12 protein-coding genes are annotated in these 11,417 nt (G+C 53.1%); 4 read left to right on the top strand and 8 right to left on the bottom strand.

What is annotated here, in order from left to right:
* Positions 1-460: 460 nt before the first annotated feature.
* The 8 genes from patD to FDW87_RS10575 form a co-directional block, all read right to left on the bottom strand.
* Positions 461-1,888, bottom strand: coding sequence for an aminobutyraldehyde dehydrogenase (gene patD / locus FDW87_RS10610; protein ID WP_019076825.1), 1,428 nt, complete (start codon positions 1,886-1,888; stop codon positions 461-463).
* Positions 1,889-1,909: 21 nt separating this feature from the next.
* On the bottom strand, positions 1,910-2,716 hold the full coding sequence (locus FDW87_RS10605; RefSeq protein WP_003020204.1) for an ABC transporter permease: 807 nt from the start codon (positions 2,714-2,716) through the stop codon (positions 1,910-1,912).
* On the bottom strand, positions 2,706-3,650 hold the full coding sequence (locus tag FDW87_RS10600) for an ABC transporter permease (RefSeq protein WP_016153152.1): 945 nt from the start codon (positions 3,648-3,650) through the stop codon (positions 2,706-2,708). The genes FDW87_RS10605 and FDW87_RS10600 overlap by 11 nt, the downstream gene beginning before the upstream one ends.
* The gene (locus FDW87_RS10595; protein WP_016156582.1) at positions 3,651-4,667 is read right to left on the bottom strand and encodes an ABC transporter ATP-binding protein; all 1,017 of its coding nucleotides are present in this window, start codon (positions 4,665-4,667) and stop codon (positions 3,651-3,653) included.
* Between the two features lie 16 nt (positions 4,668-4,683).
* Positions 4,684-5,829: a putative ABC transporter substrate-binding protein YdcS gene (gene ydcS, locus FDW87_RS10590; RefSeq protein WP_137379725.1), complete on the bottom strand. Its 1,146-nt coding sequence runs from the start codon at positions 5,827-5,829 to the stop codon at positions 4,684-4,686.
* Positions 5,830-6,158: 329 nt separating this feature from the next.
* Positions 6,159-7,568: a PLP-dependent aminotransferase family protein gene (locus tag FDW87_RS10585; protein ID WP_137379724.1), complete on the bottom strand. Its 1,410-nt coding sequence runs from the start codon at positions 7,566-7,568 to the stop codon at positions 6,159-6,161.
* Positions 7,569-7,660: 92 nt separating this feature from the next.
* Positions 7,661-8,077, bottom strand: coding sequence for a type II toxin-antitoxin system HicB family antitoxin (locus tag FDW87_RS10580; protein ID WP_131341011.1), 417 nt, complete (start codon positions 8,075-8,077; stop codon positions 7,661-7,663).
* A gap of 31 nt (positions 8,078-8,108) precedes the next feature.
* Complete coding sequence (locus FDW87_RS10575; protein WP_137379723.1) at positions 8,109-8,297, bottom strand: type II toxin-antitoxin system HicA family toxin; 189 nt, start codon at positions 8,295-8,297, stop codon at positions 8,109-8,111.
* Between the two features lie 263 nt (positions 8,298-8,560).
* Here FDW87_RS10575 and FDW87_RS10570 point away from each other — a divergent pair, with 263 nt between their 5' ends.
* From FDW87_RS10570 to FDW87_RS22285, 4 genes are all read left to right on the top strand, one after another.
* Positions 8,561-9,964: a cytochrome ubiquinol oxidase subunit I gene (locus tag FDW87_RS10570; protein ID WP_016153156.1), complete on the top strand. Its 1,404-nt coding sequence runs from the start codon at positions 8,561-8,563 to the stop codon at positions 9,962-9,964.
* On the top strand, positions 9,964-10,974 hold the full coding sequence (cydB, locus tag FDW87_RS10565) for a cytochrome d ubiquinol oxidase subunit II (RefSeq protein WP_016153157.1): 1,011 nt from the start codon (positions 9,964-9,966) through the stop codon (positions 10,972-10,974). Before FDW87_RS10570 ends, cydB begins: the two co-directional genes overlap by 1 nt.
* Positions 10,974-11,099, top strand: a complete 126-nt coding sequence (locus FDW87_RS10560) for a DUF2474 domain-containing protein (protein ID WP_003020230.1) — start codon at positions 10,974-10,976, stop codon at positions 11,097-11,099. Before cydB ends, FDW87_RS10560 begins: the two co-directional genes overlap by 1 nt.
* Positions 11,100-11,288: 189 nt before the next feature.
* Positions 11,289-11,417, top strand: a 129-nt coding sequence (locus FDW87_RS22285) for a DUF2554 family protein (protein ID WP_252363108.1), incomplete at its 3' end; no start/stop codon positions are given.

Below are 11,417 nucleotides of genomic sequence, written 5' to 3'. Positions count from 1 at the left end.
AACACGTCGGCAATTTTCAGCCGGACCAGCCCACACCTGACCACCTGCGTTTTTATTGGAATATATCTGAACAGCAAAACAGATTTAACTGGAAGTCAGTGCGCTGCAGCGATGACCCCGTTCCGGCTGAAAATCGATGAGGCGTTGACGGCTGACCGAGTCTGCCCGCAGGGATGCGGCGGTAAGCCTCTCTTGCACGTTCACGGGTGTCTGAGCTTCAGAAAAGTGATACCACTGAGGTGAACGGAACCCTGAGCCGAAATCACATGTTCGCCGTAATGCTTAATTGACAAGCATTACGACATTAAGCCGGGGCTTTGTGGTATTAATAGCCTGACCTCGCGGATATTTCCAACTTACCGCCGTCCGATGGCGACGAGGCCAGTGGCGCGAATAATATAGACACACGTTTGCCAGTATTTAGCTATCCGTGCCGCATTTATTGCTCGCGCTTCAGATATTACTCATGCTTGATCATGACATGGCGAACAATCGTGTAATCTTCCAGCCCGTAAACCGACATATCCTTGCCATAACCAGACTGTTTTTGTCCGCCGTGCGGCATCTCGCTGACCAGCGTGAAGTGGGTATTGACCCAGGTGCAACCATACTGCAGGCGAGCGCTAAATCGATGCGCGCGCCCCACATCCCGAGTCCAGACGGAGGATGCCAGGCCGTATTTCGAATCGTTAGCCCACGCCAGTACCTGATCTTCATCCTCAAACACAGTGACGCTGACCACCGGACCGAAAACTTCCCGCTGCACGATAGCATCTTCCTGTTTCGCCCCGGCCAGCAGCGTCGGAGCAAAGTAGTAGCCTGCGCCGTCCACTTTTTTACCACCGGTGATGACTTTGATATGCCCCAGTGCTTTGGCTTCATCGACCGCTTTAGTCACGCGATCGAGGTGCGCCTGCGAGCTTACCGGCCCCAGCTCCGTCGATTCGTCATTCGGTGCACCGATTTTCAGACTGGCAACCGCGGCACCGAGTTTCTCAACCAACGCGTCATAAATGCCTTTCTGGGCATAGATTCGACAAGCGGCGGTACAGTCTTGCCCGGCGTTGTAATAGCCAAAGGTTCGCACGCCGCTCACCACCGCATCCAGATCGGCATCATCAAAAATGATGACCGGGGCTTTGCCGCCCAGCTCCATATGTGTGCGCTTAATCGAAGGCGCGGTGTGCTGGATAATGTGTTCACCGGTCGCAATGGAGCCGGTCAGGGAAACCATCCGGACTTTTTCATGACCGGTCAGCGGGTCACCCACCGTTTTGCCACGGCCAAACAACACGTTGATAACGCCAGGCGGATAAATATCTTTGGCAAATTCTGCCAGTTTAAGTGCCGTTAGCGGGGTAATTTCTGACGGTTTAATCACCACACAGTTACCCGCCGCCAGCGCCGGTGCCAGCTTCCACGCCGCCATCATCAGCGGGTAGTTCCACGGCGCGATAGAGGCCACCACGCCCAGCGGATCCCGCCGAATCATCGACGTATGCCCTTCCAGATACTCTCCGGCCGCCTGCCCTTGTAGAGTACGAGCTGCCCCGGCGAAGAAGCGGAAAACGTCGACGATTGCCGGAATTTCATCGTTAAGGACACAGTGCAGCGGCTTACCACAGTTAAGCGATTCCAGCTCAGCGAAGGTTTGCGCGTTATCGGCGATAGCATCCGCCAGTTTCAGCAGCAGCTCAGAACGGACTTTCGGTGTGGTTTGTCCCCAGGTGGCAAATGCGTTGTCTGCTGCACGTACCGCCGCATCAACCTGCCCGGCTGACGCCTCGGCAATCTCCAGAATGCGTTCTCCAGTGGCAGGGTTATAGACTGGCTGCTTTTCACCTTCACCGTTGACCAGCTCGCCATTAATCAGTAATTGATGTTGCATAGCAATTTCCCATATCGTCGTTTATTTACCGTTTCCGGCGAGAGTGTCGCCTTCACGCGTTAGCCACCAGGCCCCTAAAATTGGCAGTGTTGTCACCAGCATTACCAGCAATGCCACAACGTTGGTGACAGGCACATCTCGTGGTCGACCCAGTTGATTGAGCAGCCACAAAGGAAGTGTTCTTTCATGTCCGGCGGTGAACGTTGTCACGATGATTTCATCAAACGACAAAGCAAACGCCAGCATCCCTCCCGCCAGCAGTGCCGATGCCAGGTTTGGCAGCACGACATAACGAAAGGTTTGCCAGCCGTTGGCGCCAAGATCCATAGACGCTTCAACCAGACTCCATGAGGTACGGCGAAAACGCGCCACGACGTTGTTAAACACCACCACCACGCAAAACGTCGCATGGCCGACCACGATGGTGAGAAAACCGGGTTCCAGATTGATAGTTTTAAACGCTGTCAGTAGCGCCAGACCGGTAATAATCCCCGGCAGCGCGATCGGCAACAGCAGCAACAGCGATATTGCGCTTTTACCAAAAAAGTCCCTGCGCCACAGTGCGGCAGCGGCCAGCGTCCCCAGAACGAGGGCAATGGCCGTCGACAACGCAGCGATTTTAAGTGACAACGTCACCGATTCCAGAATATCGCTACGTTGCGCCGCAACGCTAAACCACTTCAGCGTTAACCCCTGCGGTGGAAAACTAAAAGCAGCCTCCTCAGTATTAAAAGCATAGGTGGCGATGATGAGGATGGGAAAGTGCAGGAAAATAACCCCGCCCCATGCCGCCAGTTTGAGTAACCAGGGCGCGCGTTCAGAGTGCATCAAAAGCTCCCAGACGCTTCACGAACGCCAGATACAGTGCGATTAACACAATCGGCACCAGAGTAAATGCCGCCGCCATCGGCATGTTGCCGATCGCCCCTTGTTGCGAATACACCATATTGCCGATGAAATAGCCTGGCGGCCCCACCAGTTGCGGCACGATAAAATCGCCCAACGTCAGAGAGAAGGTAAAGATCGACCCTGCCGCGATACCGGGTATCGCCAGTGGCAGGACCACATAGCGGAAAGTCTGATGCGGACGAGCGCCCAAATCAGCGGAGGCCTGTAATAGCGAAGGCGGAAGTCTCTCCAGCGCGGCCTGTACCGGCAGGATCATAAACGGCAGCCAGATGTAGACGAACACCAGAAAACGCCCTAACCCTGAAGTCGACAACGTATTGCCGCCTACCGCAGGCAGCGTCAGGAACGAAAGCAGCAGCGGCTCCAGCCCCAGATGGGTTAAAAACCACTGCGCCACCCCGTCTTTAGCCAACAGTAACGTCCATGCGTAGGCTTTAACAATGTAGCTGGCCCACATCGGCAACATCACAGCAATGTAAAAAAAGGCTTTCATTTTGCCACTGGTATATCGCGCCATATACCACGCCATCGGAAACGCCAGAATCGCGCTGGCAATGGTGACCGCCACCGCCATCGTCAGGGTACGCAAAATGATGTCGTAGTTGGCGGGATTAAACAGCGCCTGCAAATTCGCCAGCGTCAGGTCGGGCGTGACCGACATGGTGAAATCATCGAAGGTATAAAAACCTTGCCATAACAGCGTCAGTAATGAGCCGAAGTAGACGATCCCAAACCACATCAGCGGTCCGAGGAGCAGCAAAAACAGCCCCAGACCTGGATTACGCCAGAAGAACCCTGAGATCCGGTTCAGACTTGTCGACTGTGGAGGCGAATGTAAGACATTCATAGCCATTCACCTCTCCTCAACCAGCGGTACCATCACGTCGCGTGACCACGATGCCATCACCTGTTGACCCGGCGACAGCGTTGTTGGCAGCATTTCTCCCGTCAGGTTCGCCTGGCTAACCAGCAATTTTTCACCGCCAACAAGTTTCAGCTCAAAACGTGTCGCCGCGCCCTGGTACTGCACCGCCTGGATAACCCCCCGGGCCTGGACTTCGCCACTGGTATCATTCAAGCGAATGTGTTCCGGACGCAGGGAAAACATACCCTGTAGCCCGCAAACGTTCGCTGACATCGTTTCATCAAAAACATTTGACGTCCCGACGAAACTTGCCACAAACGGTGTGCGCGGACGCATGTACAGTTCACGCGGAGAATCCACCTGTTCGATGCGACCATTATTAAACACCGCCACACGATCTGACATCGACAGGGCTTCACCCTGATCGTGGGTGACAAAAATGAAGGTGATACCCAGGGATTGCTGTAACTTTTTCAGTTCCAGCTGCATCTGCTCACGCAGCTTAAGATCCAATGCCCCGAGCGGTTCATCCAACAGCAGGACGCGCGGTTCATTGACCAGCGCGCGGGCAATCGCCACGCGTTGCCGCTGACCACCGGAGAGTTGCGATGGTTTGCGTTCATAAACAAAACCGAGCGCAACCTTATCCAGCGCTTCACGTGCTTTTGCGTGTCGCTGTTTTTTATCAATACCTTTGACCATTAGCCCGTAGGCGACATTGTCGAGAATCGACATATGCGGGAATAGCGCATAATCCTGAAATACCGTATTGACGTCCCGTTCCCAGGGCGGCAATTCGCTGGCCTGCTTACCAAAAATGGTGATTGCGCCGCCTGACAGTTGCTCAAACCCTGCAATAAGGCGCAGACAAGTGGTCTTGCCGGAGCCGGATGGCCCCAGCATAGAGAAAAACTCACCGTCGTTAATCGCAATACTCACCCCATCAACTGCACGAACATCCCCGTACAGACGCGAGACGTTATGAAACTCCACTGCGTACGTCATAAAACCCCCAGCGGAATTAACGACCGCCCATAATGGCGATGTAATCCTGCGTCCAGCGACTGTAAGGAACGAATTTGCCACCTTCTGCGATCGGCGTTTTCCAGAAGGCAATTTTGTCAAAGTAGCTATAGCCGTTGGTTTCACAGCCCTTTTCACCCAGCAGCGGGCTGGCTTTACAACCTTCAGGCACGACTGGCAGAGAACCAAACCAGGCTGCGACGTCGCCCTGAACTTTCGGGGTTAATGACCAGTTCATCCATTTGTAAGCGCACACCGGGTGTTTGGCTTCGCTGTGCAGCATGGTGGTATCAGCCCATCCGGTAACCCCTTCTTTTGGGAAGACCGTGGCAATAGGCTGACCTTCTCCTTTCAGGGCGTTCGCCTGATAAGGCCAGGCGCTGGACGCCACCACACCTTCGTTTTTGAAGTCGCTCATTTGTACGGTGGTATCGTGCCAATAGCGATGGATGAGTGCGTGTTGATCGTTCAGGACTTTGATCACCGCCTGATACTGTTGTTCGGTGAGCTGATAGGGATCGGTAATGCCCAGTTGCGGCTGAGTCGCCTTAACGAATAATGCAGCATCGGCAATATAGATCGGGCCATCGTAGGCTTGAACGCGCCCTTTATTGCTTTTTCCGTCCCCAAGTTTTTGCTCAACAAATACCACGTTCCAGCTATCCGGCGGCGTTGGGAAAATTTTGGTGTTGTACATCAGCAGGTTTGGCCCCCACTGGTACGGTGTGCCGTAAACTTTTCCGCCAACGTTAAACCACTCGCCTTTTACCACGCGCGGATCGATGCTTTTCCAGTTAGGGATCAGCGCGGTATTAATCGGCTGAACGCGTTTTCCCATAATCAGACGCAATGAGGCATCACCGGAAGCGGTAACCAGGTCGTAGCCGCCTTTTGCCATCAGGCTGACCATTTCATCAGAAGTGGCCGCTGTTTTAACATTGACCGCGCAGCCGGTCTCTTTCTCAAACTGCGAGACCCAATCATATTGTTTATCGGTCTGTCCACGTTCGATGTAGCCCGGCCAGGCAATAATATCCAGACGGCCTTCCGGTTTATCTAAGGATGTCGGGGGTTCGGCTGCCTGTGCAGTCATCAGCGTCATACTGAGTGCGCACAGGCTACTGAGGGCAAACTGCTTGCTCATAACGTCTTACTCCTGTCTAAAAAATATTGAGCGGCAGCCTTGCCGTAAATATATGTCCTTTCCTAAAAATAGTCGGGGTGTTGTAAGCGTTCCTGCTGGCGCAAGGAAATTTAATCAGGTTGTGAGCTAACGCTCATTACGCTACTGACGCTGATCGGGAGCTTTAATCTTCTGGAGTATAGACAAGGAGTTAGGTGCAACGGTGGCAATAGTAAGAACTATTGATTTTTTGTATGGTAGCACCCGATATAAATAACATCGGGGTTAGGTATTCTCTATTTCGAAAATAAGAACGCGCTATTCTTTTATATTGAATAGCGCGTTACGTTTTATTTCATCATCTCGCGAATTAATTTTCCCAGCTGTTTCACAGCCTGTTCCTCACGCTCTCCCCAGTGCCATGCGGTATTAAAGCGAAAAAAACGAGTCCAGCTCCCCGAGGTCGAAAACATTTTTCCCGGTGCAATGCTGATATGGTGCGCCAGTGCCTGGGTGCTGAGGACGCCTGCATCAAGCGGTTCTGGCAGTTCCAGCCACAGAAAATAGCCGCTGTCGTTATGGTGAATTTTGACTTCCGCCGGAAGATGACGCAGCAACGTTTGCCAGGCCTGCTGTTTGCGTTCCGCCAGTTGACGGCGTAAGCGGCGCAGATGCGCGTCATAGCGCCGGGTTGACAGATAATCCACGAGCGCAAGCTGCATGGGGGAACTGGTGGATAACGTGCTCATGAGCTGGAGTCGCTGAATACGCCGCGCATGCTTCCCGGCCGCCACCCAGCCCACGCGAAATCCGGGCACCAGACACTTCGAGAAGGATGAACAATGCAAAACGCTGTCGGCGCGATCCCAGGCTTTGGCAGGCAGTGGTTTTTCGCGACCAAAGTACAGCTCGCTGTAGACATCATCTTCTATCAGCATTACATGATATTTTTCCAGCAATGCGACCAGGTGCGCCTTTTTCTCTGGGCTGAGCGTAAAGCCCAACGGATTTTGGCTGTTGGTCATCAGCCAGCAGGCTTTTACCGGATACTCCTGCAACGCTTGCTCCAGCGCGGTAAGATCGATCCCCTCTTTCACGTCGGTGGCAATTGAAAGCGCCTTCAGCCGTAATCGCTCCAGGGCCTGCAACGCCCCATAGAAACAGGGATTTTCGACAATCACCCAGTCTCCCGGTTCGGTAACCGCCTGCAGGCTCAGGTTGAGGGCATCCAGCGCACCGGTAGTGATGACAATTTCATCAGGTGAAATGGTCATCCCCTGTTGAGCATAGCGGCGGGCAATGGCATGGCGCAGCTCATCATTTCCCGGCGGCAGGTTTTCTATCACGCTCATGGCGGTCGCGGTTTTACTGACCTGCGCCAGCGAGCGGTTCAACTGCTGGAGGGGAAACAGACGCGGGTCGGGGAATGCAGAGGCAAATGGCATCACTGACGCATCCCGGCTGGCCTGCAGCATATCAAAAATATAGGTGTTGATATCCACCGCTTCATCGCGCATCACCTGCGCCTGCGGCGCTGCCAGCTCACGTTCAGGGCGCGCGGCAACATAGTAACCCGACTGCGGCCGGGCGATAATCCGGCCCTGACTTTCCAGCAACTGATATGCATGTCCGACGGTCATAAAACTCATGCCGCTGCTGACCACCTGCTCGCGCAAGGATGGCAAGCGATCGCCGGGCTGCCATACGCCAGACGCGATTTGCTCGCGAATTTGCTCAGCCAGTCGCTGGTATTTTTTCATTTTTCGTCCTGATAATCGGTGTCGGTGACACACACTGTATATATCAGTTTACATAATCAGGGCATTTTTTATAACTGTTATAGTTAACAGTTTTACAACATTGTTACTGACAGCTCCTTGCCTAAGGCGCGTGCAGCTATTTGCACAGCATCAATTTTTGTCGCGTGTTTTAAATCGAACAAACGGGTAATTTCCTGCTTAGGCCTGCCGATCCTGTTTGCCAGCTCCTGCTGGGTGATTTTTGATTCAAGAAAGGCATTTAACAAAAGAACCTTCGACGCAATGCTCAGGGGGATTTCCACATAGTCACCTTCAGCGCCAACCGCCGAAGGTAAAGGAATCGGTTCGTTATCGTCGAAATAGAATTCAAAAGCGGTCACCAATGCAGACTGCGCAGCCTGCAAAGCCCCATGACGGGTTTCGCCCTGGGTTAATGCTTCAGGAATATCCGGGAAAGAAACCACGAATCCACCTTCCACGGCGGGGATTAGATTAACGGGATAACGCATGATTTTTTCAAAACCTCTCATATAATTAACCTCATATTGATGATGACTGTAAACCAAGCTGCTTCAGGATCGATTTTCGCAAGGCTTCTTTTATTTCATCACCACGATGCCTGGGCATAACGCTACGCCTTCCCTGATACCTCAACTTCAGATGATTTGAGCCGTTTGTAATAGCCACTCCCTGAGATTCAAGCCAGCGTCTGAACTCACTTTGCTTCACTGCGCCTCCCTGTCGTCTATTATACGCACAAAGTAAACATTTATGATTACCTTTTCATTGCCTCGCTAGTGATAGCGTAAAATCACTCGCGTGGGGAGAACGCGATTCAATAACAGGAATCCAGGTTCCAGATTTCATATCAGCCAGGCTAACCTATAACAGCACGACAACTGTTATGGTTAAAAAGAACTGTTCTGTTTCTGCCTTCCAGTGCTTCGCAGCCTTAGAATTGCGCCAAATCAATTTTGCCTGCGGAGCTAAGCATGTTCGGTCTTGACGCGTTTCACCTGGCGAGGATCCAGTTCGCGTTTACGGTATCCTTTCACATCATCTTTCCGGCGATTACCATTGGCCTCGCCAGTTATCTGGCGGTGCTCGAAGGGTTATGGTTAAAAACGAAAAATCCGACCTGGCGCTCGCTATACCATTTCTGGTCGAAAATATTCGCCGTAAACTTTGGTATGGGCGTGGTTTCCGGGCTGGTGATGGCTTATCAGTTCGGCACGAACTGGAGTGGTTTTTCCGAGTTCGCCGGTAGCATCACCGGGCCGCTGCTGACCTATGAAGTATTAACCGCCTTCTTCCTCGAAGCGGGCTTCCTTGGGGTAATGCTGTTTGGCTGGAATCGGGTTGGCCCAGGACTTCACTTCTTCGCGACCTGTATGGTTGCGCTGGGTACTATTATTTCTACCTTCTGGATCCTCGCCTCCAACAGCTGGATGCAAACGCCACAGGGCTATGAAATTGTTAACGGGCAAGTTGTTCCCGTCGACTGGTTCGCCGTGATTTTCAATCCGTCATTCCCTTATCGTTTGCTGCATATGTCCGTTGCCGCCTTCCTGAGCAGCGCGCTGTTTGTCGCGGCATCAGCCGCATGGCATTTATTGCGCGGTAATAGCACGCCAGCAATTCGCGCTATGTTTTCAATGGCGCTGTGGATGACGTTAATCGTCGCTCCGCTGCAGGCCTTAATTGGCGATATGCACGGGTTGAATACGCTGAAGCACCAGCCTGCAAAAATTGCGGCGATTGAAGGACACTGGGAAAATCCGCCCGGTGAACCGACCCCGCTGCTGTTGTTCGGCTGGCCGGATATGGAGCAGGAGCGCACCCGCTATGGGCTGGAAATCCCGGCGCTGGGCAGCCTGATCCTGACTCATAGTCTGGATAAACAGGTCCCGGCGTTAAAAGAATTTCCGAAGGAAGACAGGCCCAATTCCACCATCGTGTTCTGGTCGTTTCGCATTATGGCAGGGTTAGGCATGCTGATGATCCTGCTGGGCGCGTTTGCCCTGTGGCTGCGTTATAAGGAGCGGCTATACACCTCACGTCCTTTCCTGCGTTTTGCATTGTGGATGGGGCCCTCCGGTCTGATTGCCATCCTTGCTGGCTGGGTGACCACCGAAGTTGGCCGTCAGCCGTGGGTGGTTTACGGTTTGCAACGTACGGCGGATGCGGTTTCCGCACATGGTGATTTACATATGAGCATCAGCCTACTGTCTTTCTTTGTGGTGTATAGCTCGGTGTTTGGCGTGGGTTACAGCTACATGATCCGCCTGATCCGTAAAGGACCACAGGAAGATGAGCCGACCATTCCACCAACAGGCACGCCGGCGCGGCCGCTTTCTGCTGTCGTTCTCGATTCTCAACCGGAGGCACACCGCTAATGGGTATCGATTTATCAGTTATCTGGTTTGTAATTATCGTGTTCGCCACGCTGATGTATATCGTGATGGACGGTTTTGATCTCGGGATCGGTATTTTATTCCCTGCGATTTCGGATGCGGATGACCGCGATGTGATGGTCAACAGCGTCGCCCCGGTATGGGACGGTAATGAAACCTGGCTGGTGTTGGGTGGCGCCGGATTATTCGGCGCTTTTCCCCTGGCCTATGCGGTGATTGTCGATGCGCTGACGATCCCATTGACCCTGATGCTCATCGGCCTGATATTTCGCGGCGTCGCGTTTGAGTTTCGCTTCAAAGCCACGCCGGCGCATCGACCATTCTGGGACAAAGCTTTTCTCGGCGGTTCAATCCTCGCGACATTCACTCAGGGTATTGTGGTCGGTGCCGTACTCAACGGGTTTTCCGTCACCGGACGCAGCTACAGCGGCGGTCCTTTCGACTGGCTGACCCCCTTTACCCTGTTCTGCGGCGTGGGCCTGGTTGTAGCCTACGCCCTGTTGGGGGCAACATGGCTGGTGATGAAAAGCGAAAATCCGTTGCAGGATAAAATGCGCTGCGTGGCAAGAAAACTGCTGCTGGCGATGCTGGTTGTCATTGCCATTATCAGCCTGTGGACGCCGCTGGCGCACAGCGCCATTGCCGAGCGTTGGTTTAGCCTGCCCAATCTGTGGTTCCTGATGCCGGTTCCGCTCCTGGTTGCGCTGATTAGCCTCTGGCTGTGGCGCTCGCTGGGTCAGCAAAACAGCCATACGCTGCCTTTTGTATTGACGCTGGGGCTGATTTTTCTCGGGTTCAGCGGGCTGGGGATCAGTATCTGGCCCCACATCATTCCACCGTCCATTACGCTGTGGCAGGCGGCAGCTCCGGCGCAGAGTCAGGGCTTTATGTTGGTTGGCGCGCTGCTGATTATCCCGATAATCCTGGTGTACACCTTCTGGAGCTACTACGTTTTCCGCGGCAAAGTTCAACATGGTGAGGGGTATCATTGATGCAACAAACAATCTGGAAACGCCTGATGTGGCTAGTGATCCTCTGGGGCGGCAGCGTGCTGGCCCTGGCCGCCGTTGGTATGTTCTTTCGTCTCCTGATGACGGCCGCCGGATTTAAATCCTGATTCTCTCCCTGATAACAACCGGGCAGCGCTGCACTGCCCGGTTGTGACAAATCCCAACGTTATCTAAACAAAAATGTAAAAAACATCGAAATGACAAAACAGAGATTGTCATTAACCCGATTAAAATATTGAATAGTCACCTGGCGAAATTATCGTCAATTCCGCAGCTAACGTACCAGAGGGTGCATGATGTTTAAGAAAGGGTTAACGGTGTTATTGCTGGCCAGCGCGCTTTTTTCCGGTCAGCTTCTCGCTACTAATCAGGGACATGAATATATTCAGGTGCAGGATGCCGATCACTTATTACGACACACGGCC

Origin of the sequence: Citrobacter sp. wls826 (assembly GCF_005281245.1) — a bacterium.
Taxonomy (GTDB): Bacteria; Pseudomonadota; Gammaproteobacteria; order Enterobacterales; family Enterobacteriaceae; genus Citrobacter; species Citrobacter braakii.
The sequence above is the reverse complement of the archived record's forward strand: the minus strand, read 5'-3'. Positions and strand labels throughout refer to the sequence as shown.

What these genes read in the sequence shown, in the direction of transcription:
- patD (WP_019076825.1), bottom strand. Translation starts at nt 1,888, where the DNA reads ATGCAACATCAATTACTGATTAATGGCGAGCTGGTCAACGGTGAAGGT.
- FDW87_RS10605 (WP_003020204.1), bottom strand. Translation starts at nt 2,716, where the DNA reads ATGCACTCTGAACGCGCGCCCTGGTTACTCAAACTGGCGGCATGGGGC.
- FDW87_RS10600 (WP_016153152.1), bottom strand. Translation starts at nt 3,650, where the DNA reads ATGGCTATGAATGTCTTACATTCGCCTCCACAGTCGACAAGTCTGAAC.
- FDW87_RS10595 (WP_016156582.1), bottom strand. Translation starts at nt 4,667, where the DNA reads ATGACGTACGCAGTGGAGTTTCATAACGTCTCGCGTCTGTACGGGGAT.
- ydcS (WP_137379725.1), bottom strand. Translation starts at nt 5,829, where the DNA reads ATGAGCAAGCAGTTTGCCCTCAGTAGCCTGTGCGCACTCAGTATGACG.
- FDW87_RS10585 (WP_137379724.1), bottom strand. Translation starts at nt 7,568, where the DNA reads ATGAAAAAATACCAGCGACTGGCTGAGCAAATTCGCGAGCAAATCGCG.
- FDW87_RS10580 (WP_131341011.1), bottom strand. Translation starts at nt 8,077, where the DNA reads ATGCGTTATCCCGTTAATCTAATCCCCGCCGTGGAAGGTGGATTCGTG.
- FDW87_RS10570 (WP_016153156.1), top strand. Translation starts at nt 8,561, where the DNA reads ATGTTCGGTCTTGACGCGTTTCACCTGGCGAGGATCCAGTTCGCGTTT.
- cydB (WP_016153157.1), top strand. Translation starts at nt 9,964, where the DNA reads ATGGGTATCGATTTATCAGTTATCTGGTTTGTAATTATCGTGTTCGCC.
- FDW87_RS10560 (WP_003020230.1), top strand. Translation starts at nt 10,974, where the DNA reads ATGCAACAAACAATCTGGAAACGCCTGATGTGGCTAGTGATCCTCTGG.